At 41.6% G+C, this 16,463-nt stretch carries 16 protein-coding genes; 10 read left to right on the top strand and 6 right to left on the bottom strand.

Going from position 1 to position 16,463, the window contains the following annotated elements; genetic code table 11:
- Positions 1-62: 62 nt before the first annotated feature.
- Positions 63-959, top strand: a complete 897-nt coding sequence (locus tag POW22_RS00710) for a sugar phosphate isomerase/epimerase family protein (RefSeq protein WP_272830461.1) — start codon at positions 63-65, stop codon at positions 957-959.
- On the opposite strand, the gene POW22_RS00705 is transcribed toward POW22_RS00710, so the two are convergent.
- Positions 960-1,676, bottom strand: coding sequence for a T9SS type A sorting domain-containing protein (locus POW22_RS00705; RefSeq protein WP_272830459.1), 717 nt, complete (start codon positions 1,674-1,676; stop codon positions 960-962).
- 172 nt (positions 1,677-1,848) lie between these two features.
- On the opposite strand from POW22_RS00705, the gene POW22_RS00700 reads away from it, so the two are divergent.
- The 3 genes from POW22_RS00700 (at position 1,849) to POW22_RS00690 (ending at position 4,581) form a co-directional block, all read left to right on the top strand.
- Complete coding sequence (locus POW22_RS00700) at positions 1,849-2,424, top strand: HupE/UreJ family protein (protein ID WP_272830457.1); 576 nt, start codon at positions 1,849-1,851, stop codon at positions 2,422-2,424.
- 112 nt (positions 2,425-2,536) lie between these two features.
- Positions 2,537-2,977: a deoxycytidylate deaminase gene (locus POW22_RS00695; RefSeq protein ID WP_272830456.1), complete on the top strand. Its 441-nt coding sequence runs from the start codon at positions 2,537-2,539 to the stop codon at positions 2,975-2,977.
- Positions 2,974-4,581, top strand: a complete 1,608-nt coding sequence (locus POW22_RS00690) for a S41 family peptidase (RefSeq protein WP_272830454.1) — start codon at positions 2,974-2,976, stop codon at positions 4,579-4,581. The genes POW22_RS00695 and POW22_RS00690 overlap by 4 nt, the downstream gene beginning before the upstream one ends.
- Here the strand turns inward: POW22_RS00690 and POW22_RS00685 are convergent.
- A complete protein-coding gene (locus tag POW22_RS00685; protein WP_272830452.1) occupies positions 4,578-4,778 on the bottom strand; it encodes a hypothetical protein in 201 nt (66 codons plus the stop codon). The genes POW22_RS00690 and POW22_RS00685 overlap by 4 nt on opposite strands.
- 10 nt (positions 4,779-4,788) lie before the next feature.
- The gene (locus POW22_RS00680) at positions 4,789-5,370 is read right to left on the bottom strand and encodes a MarC family protein (RefSeq protein WP_272830451.1); all 582 of its coding nucleotides are present in this window, start codon (positions 5,368-5,370) and stop codon (positions 4,789-4,791) included.
- Positions 5,371-5,518: 148 nt separating this feature from the next.
- On the opposite strand from POW22_RS00680, the gene POW22_RS00675 reads away from it, so the two are divergent.
- From POW22_RS00675 to POW22_RS00650, 6 genes are all read left to right on the top strand, one after another.
- On the top strand, positions 5,519-6,007 hold the full coding sequence (locus POW22_RS00675) for an RNA polymerase sigma factor (protein WP_272830450.1): 489 nt from the start codon (positions 5,519-5,521) through the stop codon (positions 6,005-6,007).
- A complete protein-coding gene (locus POW22_RS00670) occupies positions 5,985-6,617 on the top strand; it encodes a hypothetical protein (protein WP_272830449.1) in 633 nt (210 codons plus the stop codon). Before POW22_RS00675 ends, POW22_RS00670 begins: the two co-directional genes overlap by 23 nt.
- Positions 6,592-6,813, top strand: a complete 222-nt coding sequence (locus POW22_RS00665; RefSeq protein ID WP_272830448.1) for a hypothetical protein — start codon at positions 6,592-6,594, stop codon at positions 6,811-6,813. Before POW22_RS00670 ends, POW22_RS00665 begins: the two co-directional genes overlap by 26 nt.
- Positions 6,814-6,925: 112 nt before the next feature.
- A complete protein-coding gene (locus POW22_RS00660; protein WP_272830447.1) occupies positions 6,926-7,486 on the top strand; it encodes a DUF3109 family protein in 561 nt (186 codons plus the stop codon).
- Positions 7,487-7,957: 471 nt separating this feature from the next.
- Entirely contained in the window at positions 7,958-8,935 is a 978-nt protein-coding gene (locus tag POW22_RS00655) for a ribonucleotide-diphosphate reductase subunit beta (RefSeq protein ID WP_272830445.1), read from the top strand.
- Between the two features lie 126 nt (positions 8,936-9,061).
- A complete protein-coding gene (locus POW22_RS00650) occupies positions 9,062-11,485 on the top strand; it encodes a ribonucleoside-diphosphate reductase subunit alpha (RefSeq protein WP_272830444.1) in 2,424 nt (807 codons plus the stop codon).
- 94 nt (positions 11,486-11,579) lie between these two features.
- On the opposite strand, the gene POW22_RS00645 is transcribed toward POW22_RS00650, so the two are convergent.
- The 3 genes from POW22_RS00645 to POW22_RS00635 form a co-directional block, all read right to left on the bottom strand.
- Positions 11,580-11,969, bottom strand: a complete 390-nt coding sequence (locus POW22_RS00645; RefSeq protein ID WP_272830443.1) for a response regulator — start codon at positions 11,967-11,969, stop codon at positions 11,580-11,582.
- 2 nt (positions 11,970-11,971) lie between these two features.
- Positions 11,972-15,928: a chemotaxis protein CheB gene (locus tag POW22_RS00640; RefSeq protein ID WP_272830442.1), complete on the bottom strand. Its 3,957-nt coding sequence runs from the start codon at positions 15,926-15,928 to the stop codon at positions 11,972-11,974.
- A 127-nt stretch (positions 15,929-16,055) separates the two neighbouring features.
- A complete protein-coding gene (locus POW22_RS00635; RefSeq protein ID WP_272830441.1) occupies positions 16,056-16,460 on the bottom strand; it encodes a response regulator in 405 nt (134 codons plus the stop codon).
- Positions 16,461-16,463: the final 3 nt, after the last annotated feature.

The following is a 16,463-nucleotide window of genomic DNA, read 5'->3' as shown; positions in this document are numbered from 1 at the left end:
GTGCTTTTGGAAAGCAATTCTGTCATTGTGTGAGTTGTTTAAAATTCAACTAACTTTAAAACATGAATCGCAAAGAATTTATAAAACTCAGTGCCACAGCGAGTGCTGCTGCTATGCTGCCATGGAGTTGTGCAGGTTTTGGTGATCAGCACAAATACAAACTCGGGTATCAGGTCTATTCTATTCGAGATCAAATGGTAGACAAACCCATTGAAACGCTTCAAGCGCTCAAGGTCATGGGATATGAAGACTTTGAGACTTATGGTTTTGATGCGGATGCCAACAAGATCTACGGCTACTCGCCTCAGGATTTCAAAGCGATTCTAAATGATCTGGATTTGACCGTAAGCAGCGGTCATTATGGGCTTTCTGCCTTTATGGAAGCTCCTGATGATGCCCTACGCCGTTATGTTGATGCCTGCATTAGTGCCGCCTCTGTTATGGACAATAAATACATTACTTGGCCTTTTATTGAGGAGGCTTATCGCAACAGAGACGGCTACAGTTTGCTGGCTAAAAAGCTAAAAGTTATTGGGCAACAGATCAGTGAAACCTCCATGGGCTTTGCCTTTCACAACCACGGCTATGAATTTGCCGATCTGGGCAACGGAGAAACAGGTTATGATATTATTGCCGATAGAACCGATCCCGAGCAAGTAAAATTCCAAATGGACATGTACTGGGTGATGCATCAAGGCAAGACCACACCCAAAGAGTTGGTGGCCAAATATCCGGGCCGCTACGTGATGTGGCATTTAAAAGACATGCACAAAGTAAGCAGAGATTATACAGAACTGGGCAATGGCTCTATCAACTATCATGAAATTCTTCCCGATCCTGTGGCTTCTGGCCTGGAATATTTCTATATAGAACAAGGCGGCAACTTTACCTTAAATTCCACAACCAGTGCAGCATCAAGCGCTGCTTATTTTAAAAAGGAGTTACAGCAGTACTTCTAATTATTGTTTGATGAAGCGCTTTACCGTGGTGGCTTGTCCATCGCTTAGCGTTGCAAAATAGACGCCAGCCGCTAATTCATCAATTTGGAAACTGTTGTTTGTAAAACGCCCAGATTGAATCCGCTTTCCAGTCACGTCATAGACTTCAATAGATAGCTCCAAGCCCTTTGGATTGGTAACATACAGCGTTTCTTTTGCAGGCACCGGGTATAAGCTTACCGCATCCAAGGTAAAATCATCCACACTTAAAATTTTGGATAGATAATCCACATAATCTCCATCATCATTATAGATGGTGAGGGTCCAAAGTTCGTCGTCAGCAGGAAAATCAATGATCCCAATCGCATATTCTAGGGATACTCCTTCATTTTGAAAGAAGAAATTGAAATAGTTGAATTCAAAGATCCCATTCTCCGGTATGGTACAATCAATCAAGGTCATGGCCAGAGAATTGAAAGTAATATCGTAAGGATCGGTATAGGTGACGCTATCAGCCACTAATGCATTACAAACATAGGTCAGCATATCGCTTGGGTCTGCCGTATCATTTAGGTAAAAAGGCACAAAATTCACTTCGCTATTGCTGGGTGGAAAATAAGTTTCTCCATCCACTCGGGTAGATAGTAAATACCAATCGTATTCAAAAAGGATAGGATCTTGAGCCTGCATTTGAGACAGGCCCATTAGGCCCAAAAAGAAGAGTAGTTTTAGTTTCATAGTTGATTTTAACCTAAGTTACTAAAAATTAATCATTTATGATTCAAGCGATATTGTCCTCTTGCCCAGCGTGTTCTACAAGCTTTATGTTAGTGTTGTTTTTGTCTTAAAGAAGGTATAATGTACAGGGTAGCTTGGCGCATTTGTGGTAACTTTACCAAAAACGTCATCCATGTCTGATTTTTGGCTATATCTGAATCTGGGTTTCAATCACGTATTGGACTGGGGAGGCCCTGACCACCTCTTGTTTCTGGTAGTTTTGGTTTCCGTCTATGAATTTACAGATTGGAAAAAGGTAGTGGGCTTGGTCACCACCTTCACTCTTGGGCATATGATCTCTTTGGTTGCCGCCACCTTTGGCTGGGTAACGGTGTCACCAACAGCGGTGGAGTTTTTGATCCCTGTGACCATTTTGGCTACGGCTATTTATCACCTATTAAATACGCGCAAGGGCGCTAAGGAGTTGTCTGTCTATGGGACTTATCTCATGACGCTTTTCTTCGGATTGATACACGGACTTGGCTTTGCCAATTTCTTTAGAAGTTTGGATGAAAGCGCGGCCCTGCCACTCTTTGAATTTGCCTTGGGAATTGAATTGGCGCAGTTGGTGATTGTGCTGATCGCCTTGATCGTTGGTTTTGTCGCTAAGAACATACTCAAAGCGAGCGCCAGAGATTGGACCATTGCGCTTTGTTGTATCGCCATTGGATTGCTCTTGCCTATGCTTGCAGATACGTGGCCTTTCTAAAGCTGATTTGGCACTTTTTTGACAAACTTTGTAATAAGATTAACAAGCTACAGTTTAATAGAGGAGCGGAGTTCAATTATCTTCGTTTTGAATTGGCTATATTGCCTTGACTATGAATAAATCTGCAAAACAACACAAGTACGATGTCGCTTATTTGCGCATGGCCTATGAATGGGCCAAGCTGTCGTATTGCAAGCGCAAGCAGGTTGGGGCCTTGATTGTCAAAGACAAGATGATCATCTCAGACGGTTACAACGGAACCCCAACAGGTTTTGAAAACTTTTGCGAGGATGAGGAAGGCTACACCAAATGGTATGTCTTGCACGCTGAGGCTAACGCCATCTCTAAGGTTGCCGGGAGCACGCAGAGCTGCAAGGGAGCTACCTTGTACATTACCCTTTCGCCTTGTAAGGAATGCAGCAAGCTCATCCATCAGGCTGGAATTACGCGTTTGGTATACCACCACGCTTATAAAGATACCAGCGGTTTGGAGTTTTTAGAGCGTGCCGGTGTTGACATTTCGCAGGTTTCTTCATTAGACGAACTTTCATGAATCGTATAAAGATCTATTTACCGCTTATCATTGGCAGCTGTTTGGCTGTGGGTACTTTTATTGGCGCCAAACTGAATTTTCAGGATGGAGGCGAACAGATCTTTGCTAAGAATTCTAAAAAGGATAAGCTCAACAGACTTATTGATTATATAGACTACGAATACGTGGACCAAGTCAATACGGACAGTATTGTTGATGTCACGGTAAACGGAATACTAGAAAACCTGGATCCACATTCGGTTTACATTCCTGTGGATGCCTATGAAGATGCTGCTAACGATATGCGCGGAAATTTTGTGGGTATTGGGGTGAATTTTTACGTCTACAACGATACTATCGCCATTATAAATCCTATAGAAGGAGGTCCTGCCTATGAAGCAGGAATTCGCGGAGGCGATCGCATCGTAGCTGCAGATGATCAAGTGTTGGACGGAGCTGAGATCTCCAGAGACAGCATTGTTTCCTTTTTAAAAGGAAATAGAAATTCCAAAGTAAAACTCAGCATTTACCGCCGTGGCGAACCCGAGCTCTTAGAGTTCAACGTGAGACGTAAAGAAGTGCCACTAGTAAGTGTAGAAGCTTCTTATTTGATCGATGAGGTTACCGGTTACGTCAAAATAAACCGTTTTGCCGATACTACTTATGACGAGTTTAAAGAGGCTATGGATGATCTCTTGGATGAAGGCATGGAGACTTTGATCCTCGATCTGAGAAACAACCCGGGCGGCTATATCAATGCTGCCAATAAGATATTGGATGAGTTTTTAGAGGACGACAAACTCATGCTCATCACCAAGAACAAAAAAGGTGATGAAGACCTAACCTTTGCCACTGGCAGAGGAGATTTTGAAAAGGGCAAGGTCTATGTTTTGATGAATGAGAATTCAGCCTCGGCTTCAGAGATCGTTGCAGGAGCCTTGCAAGACAATGATCACGGAACCATTGTTGGGCGCCGTTCTTACGGAAAGGGCTTAGTGCAACGAGAAATGGCTCTGGGAGATGGTAGTGCTGTTCGTTTGACCATTGCGCGTTATTACACCCCAACGGGTCGCTCCATTCAACGTTCATACGCCAAAGGCTTGGACGATTATTTTAGCGAATACCAAAACCGATACAGAAACGGCGAGTTGCGCTCTGCAGACAGTATAAAGGTTTCTGATTCGCTTAAGTTTGTCACTCCAGAAGGACGTGTAGTTTACGGAGGCGGTGGAATTACTCCGGATGTCTTTGTGCCAAAAGACACCAGTATAGCCAATGAAACCTTGGAATATGTCATGTCCACCGGATATATGAACTACTTTGTCTTTGAGCAACTGGAAAATTCGCGAGCGGATTTTGACCAGATGGATTTTGACACCTTTATGAATGAATACGAGGTGTCTGATGAATTGGCCAATGCCTTTATCAACTATAACGAACGCTTCAAATCACCGAACCTTGATTTGGCCTCTCACTTTGACATCCTCAAGTTGGCCATCAAGCAAACGCTTGCAGATCAGCTATACGGCAGCAATCAGGCAAGACAGGTGGCGAATTCAGAAGACGCCATGATTCAGCGCGTCTTAGATATAGAGCGTGCAGATTTAACCCCTGTAGAGAACTAGGAGTCTTTTTTCTTCTCTTCGATCTTTTTAGAGAGAAGTAATATCAGCAGTAAAATAATACAGCTCAATCCTGCCAAGATCAAGGAAATGGCAGTTTTGCTTTCTCCTTCCAACAAGGCGTCAAAATTGAGTTGAGTCGCGTTGTAGATCATCAGCACCAGTGCGCCAGCCATTAAGATGTAGATCAGTATTTTCATTGCTTGTGCTTTACGCAAATAATTCTTGAATGTTAGAGGTGAATAGCTTCACCGCAATCGCTAGCAAAATTACGCCAAAAACCTTTCTTATAATACCAATTCCGTTTTTTCCTAAGAAGCGTTGGAGACGGGCAGAGGTTTTTAAAACCGCATAGATCACAATGACATTAATAACAATGGCAATGATGATATTCTCTATATGATATTCGGCGCGTAATGATAGTAAAGTGGTCAAACTTCCAGGTCCGGCCAACATTGGGAAAGCCAGTGGGAATATGGAGGCTAGTTCTGGCGTACTCCCGTCATCTTTAAAAAGGGTAACGCCCAAGATCATCTCCAAAGCAATAAAGAAAAGGATAAAAGCACCAGCAACAGCAAATTCGTTTACGTTGATCCCAATGAGCTTTAAAATGCTTTCACCCAAGAATAAAAACAGCACCATCACTGCAGCGGCAATGATAGAGGCTTTTTCTGAATGAATATGTCCCGCACGTTCTCTTAAGGAGATGACAATGGGGATGTTTCCAATAATATCAATAACCGCAAATAAAACCATGGTTGCGGTAAAGATCTCTTTAGTGTTGAACTCCATAACAGCTTGATTTAGGGCGCAAAAGTAGTCAATATTGATTGTTGTGGGTAATTTTGATGCATTCAATATGTACGGGTTGAAAAAAAATAATTCGGTCTGTAACACTTCAGCTTTATTTTACAACCTACATGGTGTTAGATTACTCTAAATGGATAGGACCCAAGAACAAGACTATATTCAGCTAATACAAGAGCATCAAGGGGTGATCAATAAGATTTTATACCTCTATGCTGATGACGCTGAATCTAAAAAAGATCTAAAACAAGACATCCTTGTTGAAGCTTGGAAGTCTTATCCGTCTTTTGAAGGTCGTTCGAAGTTTTCCACTTGGTTGTATCGCATTGGGTTAAACGTTGCCTTTGCAAGACTGCGCAAAAACAAAAAACAACACTATGTCCCTTTAGAAGAAACAAATTACAACGAGCAGACCATATCAAAATTACAGGGGCAAGAATTATTGGATGCCATTTTAAGACTATTGCAGCCTGTTGAAAAATCGATTGTGTTGCTTTTGATAGAAGGCTACAACCAAAAAGAAATTTCAAAATTGATAGGACTTTCCGCTGTAAATACGAGAGTGAAAGTGAGTCGATTACGTAAAAAATTAGCTGAGTATGGATTTAAAAACATTGCTTGACAATGCGAGTTGGGATAGCTCAGAATTGAGTTATACCTCCTCATCATTAAAAGCCGATATCAGAAAAAAGACTGAAGCTCCCATGCTTCGTGTTCTAGGCAACTCTAAACGTGCAATTATCCTCAACTGTATATTTTTCGTTGCCTTCATTGTTGTGTATTTTATGGTGCCTAATACCATAACGCTATTGGCAGTAGGCTTGGTGGTTCTGTGCTATCTTTCAATGATAAGTTCTTTAGTTTACGCGCGGAGCACCTTAAAAGCGCCTAATCTCAATCAAGATATAAAAGGAGCTCTGCAAGATATAATTAGATACGATGCTGCTATTAATGCGTTTCAGTGTAACTACTTTTCTTGGATCATTACTACTGCTTATGCCGGAGGTTTCTTATTAGGTCTGGGGATAAAGGGAAGGACACTGAGTGAGCTTATAGAAAAGTGGCCTTTATTGATCTTTTGGGTAGTAGGTGGAATAGCAATTTTCTATCTATCAAAAACAAAAGGGTTTAGAAGGTTCAACAGAAGTATGAATCCAAGTTATTTCAACTCAAAAGACATAATCAAGACTCAATTACAACTATTAAATGAAGAAGAAAATGAAATGGAATAATCAAAATAAAAGCAAATTATCTGTTGCAATAGGAATCATTGCAGCCTGGATTGTATTGATAATCTTCGCGCTAGTCAAACAGATGGAAACCAAAATGATCGCCTTGTTTTGTGTGATGTTTATCACCACGGGGATTGTGCCGGTAATTTCGATGCTTAAAAATAAGGGCGAACAGCGCAAGTGTTCAGGGCTCTAATTTATCCTTCAGCTCCCGAATAGAATTAACACAAGCGATAGCCTTTACGAGCTGTCACTTTTTTTGGCCCTACTCCATGGATTTATTGACTTAAAGCAAATATCTTTGCGGCATGATCCAGTTGGGCAAAACCATAGTATCTACAGACCTTATTGAAAAGGAATTTGTGTGCAATCTCGGCGCTTGTAAAGGCGAATGCTGCATTGCAGGAGAGGCCGGTGCGCCGTTGAGCGCAGAAGAGACCAAAATTCTAGAACAGATCTACCCGAAGGTAGCGCCGCATTTGCGAGAAGAGGGAAAGGCGGCCATTGAAGCACAAGGGACTTGGATAAAGTCAGAAGCTGGAGAATTAGAGACTCCTTTGGTCAATGGGGCAGAATGTGCCTATGTGACCTTTAAAGAAGGAGGAATTGCCAGTTGTGGGATAGAAGATGCGTACAATGGAGGCGATGTGGATTTTAAAAAGCCCATTTCCTGTCATTTATACCCTGTACGCGTAACCGATTACAGCGAATTCGCGGCGGTAAATTATCACCGTTGGCCTATTTGTGATACCGCGTGTAGTTTGGGAGAGCAACTCAAAGTTCCGGTTTATAAGTTTGTGAAAGACGCCTTGATTCGAAAATTCGGACAAGATTGGTTTGATGGATTGGATCAAATCGCACAAAAATAACAAGACGCATAATTCCTTTTTTATACTCCTTAATCTGACTTAGAATTCTTCTGAGAAATTTGAGATGATAAAATCACCATTTTGGTGATTTTTTTTCGGCAATTTGTGGGTCATTTGACTTCCAAACCAAAAAATTCTGTTTAAGGTTACTGTTAAAAATCGTGTTACCAAAACCTTAGGGAAATGTTAGGAGAACCCCTAAGAACACTTGGGTTTCACTGGGGTTTCACGAGCTATTAACGGTCTGTTTTCCGTTTGTTAATAACTTCAACAGTAAATTCATAAAACACTGAAAATAAATTAATTGCGCAATTTTGTTAACAAAACTATGTGAACAGTTTGAAAATTTTGATGTTAAAAACTTTGTTGAAAACCAAGCTGTTATTCTCGACTAATTCGTTCTAAAATTTTCCATATTTGTTAGTCCCGAGTAACGAGAAATTTATCGAATTTTAAAAAAAGCAACGGACAATGAGCGCAGTAGAACCGATTTTAGCAGAGAACAAGGACCGATTTGTAATATTCCCTATCCAACACCACGATATTTGGGATTGGTACAAGAAATCCGAAGCCAGTTTTTGGACGGCAGAGGAGATTGACTTGCACCAAGATTTGACGGATTGGGCAACCAAATTAAACGATGATGAGCGTTATTTCATCAAACATATCTTAGCCTTCTTTGCAGCTTCGGATGGAATTGTAAATGAAAACCTAGCAGAGAACTTTGTAAATGAAGTTCAATATTCTGAAGCGAAGTTTTTCTACGGATTCCAGATCATGATGGAGAACATCCACTCAGAGACCTATTCGCTACTTATTGATACCTACGTAAAGGACGAAAAAGAGAAGGATAAGCTTTTCAATGCAATTGAAAACTTCCCAGCAATCAAGAAAAAGGCAGATTGGGCATTAAAATGGATTGAAAGTCCAAGTTTTGCTGAGCGCCTTATCGCTTTCGCTGCTGTAGAAGGGATCTTCTTCTCTGGAGCCTTCTGTTCGATTTTCTGGCTCAAAAAACGTGGCTTAATGCCAGGATTGACCTTTTCCAACGAGCTGATCTCAAGAGATGAGGGTGTTCACTGTGATTTCGCAGTACACTTGCACAACCATCACTTAATCAATAAAGTTCCAAAGGAAAGAATCCGTGAAATCATTGTGGATGCGCTTAATATTGAGCGTGAATTTATTACCGAGTCTTTACCGGTAAGTCTAATTGGAATGAACTCCAAACTGATGACTCAGTATTTGGAATTCGTAACAGACCGCCTCTTGGTGGAGTTGGGTTGTGAGAAAGAATACAGCACCAGCAATCCTTTTGATTTTATGGATATGATCTCGCTTCAAGGTAAAACGAACTTCTTTGAGAAGCGCGTTTCCGAATATCAGAAAGCGGGAGTTACCAACAAAGACAAAGAATCTAACAAGATTAGTTTCGACGCAGATTTCTAAAATCGCTCCAGGGGGCTGCCCCAGGCCCGGAGCTTTTTTAACCATTTGATTATACGCGGGTTACACCTAGCGTACCAACCTACGTTTTGCTAAAAATTAGGCACTAATTAACTAAAGAAGTTGTAGATGAATGTAATTAAAAGAGATGGCCGCAAAGAGCCCATCATGTTTGACAAGATCACGGCACGCGTAAGAAAGCTATGCTACGGTCTGAATGAATTAGTAGATCCTGTAAAGGTTGCTATGCGCGTCATTGAAGGATTGTATGACGGTGTGACTACAAGTGAGTTGGATACCTTGGCTGCGGAGATTGCTGCGACCATGACCACCACGCACCCAGATTACGCCCGCTTGGCGGCACGTATCTCTGTGTCTAACCTGCACAAGAACACCAAGAAGACCTTCTCTGAGGTGATGACGGATCTGTACACTTATGTAAACCCAAGAACAGGGAAGAAGGCTCCACTATTGAGCGACGAGGTGTATGACATCATCATGAAGAATGCTGACGAATTGGATTCAACGATCATCTACAACCGTGACTTTGGTTACGACTACTTTGGATTCAAAACCCTAGAGCGTTCTTACCTCCTAAAATTGAACGGACAGATCGCAGAGCGTCCGCAGCATATGTTGATGCGTGTATCTGTTGGTATCCATATGGAAGACCTAGCAGCGGTAAAAGAGACTTACGAACTCATGAGTAAGAAGTTCTTTACCCACGCAACCCCTACACTCTTTAACTCTGGTACGCCTAAGCCACAGATGTCATCTTGTTTCCTTTTAGCGATGAAGGACGACAGTATTGACGGTATCTACGACACCCTAAAACAAACGGCTAAGATCTCCCAATCTGCGGGAGGTATTGGTCTTTCTATTCACAACATTCGCGCAACCGGTTCTTATATCTCAGGAACCAACGGTACTTCAAACGGAATTGTACCGATGCTACGTGTATTCAATGACACGGCGCGCTATGTGGATCAAGGTGGAGGAAAGCGTAAAGGTTCCTTCGCGATTTATGTGGAGCCATGGCACGCAGACATCTTTGACTTCTTAGACCTGAAAAAGAATCATGGTAAAGAAGAGATGCGTGCGCGTGATTTGTTCTACGCCATGTGGATTCCGGATCTATTCATGAAGCGTGTTCAAGAAGACGCTGAATGGACTTTAATGTGTCCAAATGAATGTCCAGGATTGTTTGACAACCACAGTGAAGAGTTTGAAAAGCTTTACTTGCAATACGAGGCAGAAGACCGCGGACGCAAGACCATCAAAGCGCGTGAGCTTTGGGAGAAGATCCTAGAATCTCAAATTGAGACCGGTACTCCATATATGTTGTACAAGGATGCGGCCAACCGTAAATCCAACCAGAAGAATTTGGGAACCATTCGTTCTTCAAACCTTTGTACAGAGATCTTGGAATACACCTCTGCGGATGAAGTAGCGGTATGTAACCTAGCATCTATCGCTTTGCCAATGTTTGTGAAGAACGGTGCTTTTGATCACAAGGAGCTCTTTAGAATCACTAAGCGAGTAACTAAGAACTTGAACCGAGTAATTGACAGAAATTACTACCCAGTGCCAGAGGCGCGTAACAGTAACTTCCGTCACCGTCCGGTTGGTTTGGGTGTTCAAGGATTGGCAGATACCTTCATCAAACTGCGTTTGCCATTTACCAGTGAAGAGGCTAAGAAACTCAACCAAGAGATCTTTGAAACCTTGTACTTCGCTGCGGTAACTGCATCGATGGAAGAGGCTAAGAAAGACGGAGCCTATGAGACCTATAAAGGATCTCCGATCTCTGAAGGTTTGTTCCAACACAACCTTTGGAACATCAAAGATGAAGAGCTTAGCGGTCGTTGGGACTGGGGTAAATTGCGTAAGGATGTGAAGAAGCACGGAGTGAGAAACTCTTTGTTAGTAGCGCCGATGCCAACAGCTTCTACTTCTCAGATCCTTGGAAACAATGAGGCCTTTGAGCCGTACACTTCTAACATTTACACACGCCGTGTACTGTCTGGAGAGTTCATTGTAGTGAACAAGCACCTATTGGAAGATCTTGTTGCACTTAACCTTTGGAATGACGATCTAAAAGAAGAGATCATGCGTGCTAATGGATCTATCCAGCACATTGATGTGATCCCTCAAGACCTTAAAGAATTGTATAAAACTGTTTGGGAACTCAGTATGAAAGACATTATTGATATGTCCCGACACAGAGGATACTTTATTGATCAGTCTCAGTCATTGAACCTGTTTATGGAGAACGCTAATATGGCGAAGCTTACTTCAATGCACTTCTATGCTTGGAAGAGCGGTCTTAAAACAGGAATGTACTACCTACGTACTAAGAGTGCCGTAGATGCGATCAAATTTACACTTAAGAACACTACAAAGGAAGCTGTTCCTGCACCTCAGGAAGCGGCCGTAGGTACCGTTACTGCAGCAGCGACAGACAAGCCATTGACGCCTCAAGAGTTGCGTGAAATGTTGGCTAAGAGTAGAGATGCCGAAGAAGACGACGACTGCTTGATGTGCGGTTCTTAAGATTTGTTTTAAGTGTTGATTGAAAAAAGACTCCCCAAAAGGGAGTCTTTTTTTGTTCAACAGGATGAAACGCACAGGGGGCAGAAAAGTATTTTTAGGCGCTAAAATTTTTAGTTAGGATGGATTTTATAACCGTTGAGTCTAGCGGTTTAAAGAGGATCTCGCTCAGTTCGGGATAATTCTGCATCTTTTCCTTATCCTGAGGGCTTATGGTAGTGGTTAAAAGATAAATAGCAGCCGACAGCTCCAAGTTCAATTTTCTCAGCTCATCAAGAAACTCCCAAGCGTCCATGCTGGGCATATTAATGTCTAAGAACATGATGTCCGGATACGTATCTGTTTGCTTGAGCATTTCTAAGGCAGAAATACCTTTTTGAAAAGCTTCTACCTCGCCCACACCGTCGTGACGTTTTAAATATTGCGTGTGCAAAAAATTGGTCGCTTTGTTGTCATCCAAAAGCAATATGTTGAGCTTCTCGTTCATAATTATGCCTTAAAATTAAAATAAAATGTACAGCCTTTACCCAACTCAGATTTTACCCAAATCTTGCCGCCGTGCATTTCTACGATCTTTTTACAGTGTGCTAGACCTATACCCGTACCGCTATAATCCTCCTCATTGTGAAGGCGTTTAAAGATATCAAAGATCTTGTCCTGATCTTTTGGATCAATTCCTATTCCGTTGTCTTTTATAGAAATCTGATGATGGCCGTCCACTTTTTTAGCTGCAATGGTAATTTCAGGAATGGTGTTGGGCGCCACAAATTTGATTGCATTGCCGATCAGATTTAAAAATAAAGAGTGAAGCTCTACCGCATAACCCGCGATTTTAGGAAGTTTGCCAATCTTAAATTCGGCCTTTTCTTGATCTATTTTTATTTTGAGATCTTGGAGTACCGCTTTTAAGGTCTCATTGAGATCTACTGATTCTTTAACGGCATTGTCACTTACTCTAGAATACGCTAAGATCCCTTTGATCAAACTGCCCATTCTTATAGAGGCCTCGTCAATGAATTCTAAATAGGTCAATGCTTGACTGTCTAATTTCTCGGAATAATCTTCCTTAAAGAGCTTCACAAAGTCGGTAACGGTTCTTAAAGGCTCCTGTAGGTCATGGCTAGCTACATAAGCGAAGCGCTCCAGTTGTTTATTACTGTCCGTAAGGTTTTTAAGGTGGGTGATGTTTACGTGGCTACCTACCATACGCAGTGGATTTCCTTCCTCATCCCATTCAATGACTTTCCCTTTACACCATACCCAAACTATATCACCGTTCTTGTGAAAGTAGCGCACCTCGTTATCATAAGGCACTTTTCCTTTAGTTGCGACGTGCTTATTGAAGACCTCAAATACGCCTGGTAGATCATCGGGGTGTATGTTTTCTTGCCACCAATCTGGGGTGTTTGGAATCTCGTGGTCCTCATAGCCGAACATCGACTTAAAGGTTGGGCTCATGTATTCGGTGTTACCGGGAATGTCCCAATCCCAATAGCCGGCCAGGGTGCTTTCTAGAACCTGCTCAAAGGCCGCATTTTGATCCTGAAGCTTATCTTCCATCGCTTTGAGTTGACTTACGTCTCTCCAGCTGGCAAGCACGCGGTTCAAAGAACCGTCTTCATTAAAAAACGATTTGGCGTTAACCCGAATAGGGATCTTCTTGCCGGTTTTGGTCTGGACTATGCGGCTTTCATCTCTTAACAACTTACCGTTCATTAGCTTGTCCAAATCGTATTGAAGTTCCTCTTCCGTAAAACCAGGAGCGATCTCTAATACGCTCTTGCCTATGACCTCGTCACGGGAGTCATACTCAAGCTTTTCAAGTAACTCCAAGTTGGCATTGATTATTTTGCCATCTGCATTGACAGCAAAGAACATATCTGGGGCATTATCAAAGAGCTCACGAATTTCCGTCTCTTTGCGTTCCAACTCAAACTGAACACTTTTTTGATACGAAATATCAATAAAAGTGGTTACCACACCATCTATAGTTTGATCACTCTGGATAAATGGCGTTAATCGCATCAAGTACCAGATATCTCCAAATTTTAATTCTTCTTGAATGGTCTCGCCGGTTTCAATGACCTTCATATAATTTGAAAACAAAAGATCACTATTTGAACCCAGCTTGTTGGAGAAGTTTCGCAGGTCCCTGCCAATGTCAGTTTGTGAAATATTAAAGAAGGAGCGAATTCCAGTAGTGAAACTTTTAATGTCTAATTGTTTGCCCACTACCAAGGTATTGATCTCTGTACTTTTTAGAATGTTGTCTATGGTAGCACTTACTGTGCGAAGATCGTTAACTTTTACATTGAGCTCTGCATTAACCGTATGTAATTCTTCATTTACACTTTGTAATTCTTCATTGGTACTTTGCAGTTCCTCGTTGGTTGCTAACAGTTCTTCATTAGTGGTCTGCAACTCCTCATTACGCATTTCTATTTCCAGCTGCATGGTGGCTAATGACTGTCGTGCTTCGGCCAATTCAGATTCTAAAAGCTGAAAGGATTCGTCTGGGAGATCACTGCTTGAAGCAGAAAAAGTATCGCCTGAGTTTGTTTTAAGTGTGGTTGGAGAGAAAATGGCAATGTACTTCCCGTTGGGTTGAGAAGGGTCTTCTGGGGCATGAGTAATGATCAGATTATAGCTCTTTTCAGCGGATTCCAATTCTGAATTGGACACCTCTAAAGTCACATTTTCTTTCGTTTTTTCTGCTTTGATCAATGCTAAATTCAACTTAGGCTTTAGCGATTGGGGTAAAAGATCAAACAGGGATTGACTGAATCCTTCCTTTGGGATATTCAAATAAGGATTGAGTTTCCCCATGGCATGGATGATGTTAAGATTGGCATCTGCGTAAATGATTGTGTAATCTAAATGCCTTGTAAATCCTTTGGCAATGACCTCGTCATATTTGAAATGGTTTAAATCAAAACCACTTATTTGTCTATTTTTATCAACCATGGAAACTGCAGCATTCACAGATTTACCCAAAGTGATATCACTTTTGTACAGTGACTTTGATAAAGAGAGGTTTTTGTAGACCCTGTTAGAGGCGCTCATCTCCAAAAATGAATCCTTAATATGGCCCAAGGTCTCGCTTCTACCCAACACCAAGATGGATCTGAGCATCATTGCATACTGAATGATACGTATAAGACGTTCTTGTGCCTCTTTGTTGAGATAGATCAATAGATTTCTACAAGAGACCAAATTACATTTGGTAAATGGCGGGTCATTTAACGCGTCATGGGTGCTAAAGATGACCATAGAGCGCAGGTGCTCCTTTACCTTGTACACGCCATTATCTAGCTGATCAAAATTCTGGAATCGCAGCGACGGTTCAATTTTTTCCACTGCTTTTGCAGAATACTCCCCTCGGGCTGCGATCTCTATGTTTTTTTCGTCAATGTCTGTAGCGAATATTTTAACTACTATATTTTTTTCTCTTTTTTTAATCTCCCGATCAATCTGCATGGCGTAAGAGTAGGCTTCTTCACCTGTACTGCACGCCATAACCCAGAATTTTAAAATACCACCGTTGTGACAGCTTTCCACAAGGTCTGGAATGATTTCAAATTCCAGTTCTCTCCAAAGGTCCTTATCTCTAAAAAAGTCAGTGACGTTGATCAAAAAATCTTTGGCCAGTAATCGGGCTTCTTCATCATCTTTTAAAAGCAGGTCAAAATAGGATTTAAAGGAATCTTGCTTGGAGATCTGAATCCGGCGCGCAATCCTGCGTACCAAGGTGGGTTTTTTAAAGTGACTAAAGTCTTTATCAATGGCATTGACCAGGTGACTCAACACTTTTTCATAGCGTGTTTTGTCTGCATAAACCTCGTGTTCGATTCCAAACTTTTCCTCTGGGTTTACAGTAAAGTCGGCAATCATCTCTGGAATTTTGTTCGCAGGCAACACGTAATCCACCAAACCGGTGTCTATGGCGGATTGTATCATACCGTCAAATTCAGCATCTTCAGGGTCTTGAGCTATTACAAGTCCGTTGTATGCGTGAATGCTTTTTATTCCTCCGGTCCCATCGCTTCCTGTGCCGCTTAAAATGATTGCCGCGGCGTGATTCTTCCTAGCTGTGGCCAAAGAATCTAGGAAGATGTCTATGGGTAGGTTTAAAGATCTGTCTGTAGGTTTGTCGGTAAGCTCTAGCGTATTAGATTTTAGCCGAATGTTTTTCCCCGGGGGAATCAAATAGATATTATTCGGTTTTACCTTTGTGCTTTCTCGAACTTCTGTGATCGCAAGTGAAGTGGATTTACCCAGAAGTTCACTCATGAGACTTTTATGATCTGGGCTCAAATGCTGAACCACTACAAAGCTGGTGCCCGTGTTTGTAGGCATGTTTTCAAAAAATGCCGTCAATGCTCTTAACCCGCCTGCACTTGCGCCGATCCCCACAATATTAAATCCATAAGGATTGGTGGTTTTCATTTCGTCACGAAAGCTTTGCATTTCTTTTGAAACTTTTGAGGTATTGTCTTTAGCCATAATATGTTATAAAAGTCTAAGCGTATAAAGTGGTTCGCGAAACTAATTTCCTTAACAATTTAGACTGAATTTAAGCGAATTTTGATTCAATGGTATCAATTAAAGAAGTCAATTTATTTACATTAAAGGGTTTTTCTAAAAAGTAATCTGCGCCCAGGTTTTTGATTATATCTTCTGTCGTCAATCCAATGCCATGAGAGATATTGTGTGAAGTCACAACAATGATCTTGGCATTTGGGTTCATTCTTCGGATAGGACCAATCAGTCTTATTCCTCCTTGCTTTTTGGAAATGACATTAGCACTAAAATAGAACAGGTCTATAATGTATAGATCTACCTTGGCAAAATCTACTTTTCTCTGAGCCTCCTCTGCAGAAGTTACATGCATTACCTTAAAACGGCCTAATTTTTCCAAGGCTTTAATCCATTCCGTGGCGAGGACAAAATCGTCTTCTATAATTAATAAGGGAATCATAAG

It is taken from the genome of Gilvibacter sediminis, assembly GCF_028561565.1.
GTDB classification, from domain to species: domain Bacteria; phylum Bacteroidota; class Bacteroidia; order Flavobacteriales; family Flavobacteriaceae; genus Gilvibacter; species Gilvibacter sediminis.
This window is presented reverse-complemented; position numbering and strand designations above follow the sequence as displayed.

Bases quoted from the DNA above. Each gene is read 5' to 3' on its own strand.
- POW22_RS00645 (WP_272830443.1), bottom strand. From the start codon at position 11,969: ATGAACGAGAAGCTCAACATATTGCTTTTGGATGACAACAAAGCGACC.
- POW22_RS00670 (WP_272830449.1), top strand. From the start codon at position 5,985: ATGGATTTAAAAACATTGCTTGACAATGCGAGTTGGGATAGCTCAGAA.
- POW22_RS00705 (WP_272830459.1), bottom strand. From the start codon at position 1,676: ATGAAACTAAAACTACTCTTCTTTTTGGGCCTAATGGGCCTGTCTCAA.
- POW22_RS00680 (WP_272830451.1), bottom strand. From the start codon at position 5,370: ATGGAGTTCAACACTAAAGAGATCTTTACCGCAACCATGGTTTTATTT.
- POW22_RS00700 (WP_272830457.1), top strand. From the start codon at position 1,849: ATGTCTGATTTTTGGCTATATCTGAATCTGGGTTTCAATCACGTATTG.
- POW22_RS00710 (WP_272830461.1), top strand. From the start codon at position 63: ATGAATCGCAAAGAATTTATAAAACTCAGTGCCACAGCGAGTGCTGCT.
- POW22_RS00695 (WP_272830456.1), top strand. From the start codon at position 2,537: ATGAATAAATCTGCAAAACAACACAAGTACGATGTCGCTTATTTGCGC.
- POW22_RS00660 (WP_272830447.1), top strand. From the start codon at position 6,926: ATGATCCAGTTGGGCAAAACCATAGTATCTACAGACCTTATTGAAAAG.
- POW22_RS00690 (WP_272830454.1), top strand. From the start codon at position 2,974: ATGAATCGTATAAAGATCTATTTACCGCTTATCATTGGCAGCTGTTTG.
- POW22_RS00650 (WP_272830444.1), top strand. From the start codon at position 9,062: ATGAATGTAATTAAAAGAGATGGCCGCAAAGAGCCCATCATGTTTGAC.
- POW22_RS00685 (WP_272830452.1), bottom strand. From the start codon at position 4,778: ATGAAAATACTGATCTACATCTTAATGGCTGGCGCACTGGTGCTGATG.
- POW22_RS00635 (WP_272830441.1), bottom strand. From the start codon at position 16,460: ATGATTCCCTTATTAATTATAGAAGACGATTTTGTCCTCGCCACGGAA.
- POW22_RS00675 (WP_272830450.1), top strand. From the start codon at position 5,519: ATGGATAGGACCCAAGAACAAGACTATATTCAGCTAATACAAGAGCAT.
- POW22_RS00655 (WP_272830445.1), top strand. From the start codon at position 7,958: ATGAGCGCAGTAGAACCGATTTTAGCAGAGAACAAGGACCGATTTGTA.
- POW22_RS00665 (WP_272830448.1), top strand. From the start codon at position 6,592: ATGAAGAAGAAAATGAAATGGAATAATCAAAATAAAAGCAAATTATCT.
- POW22_RS00640 (WP_272830442.1), bottom strand. From the start codon at position 15,928: ATGAAAACCACCAATCCTTATGGATTTAATATTGTGGGGATCGGCGCA.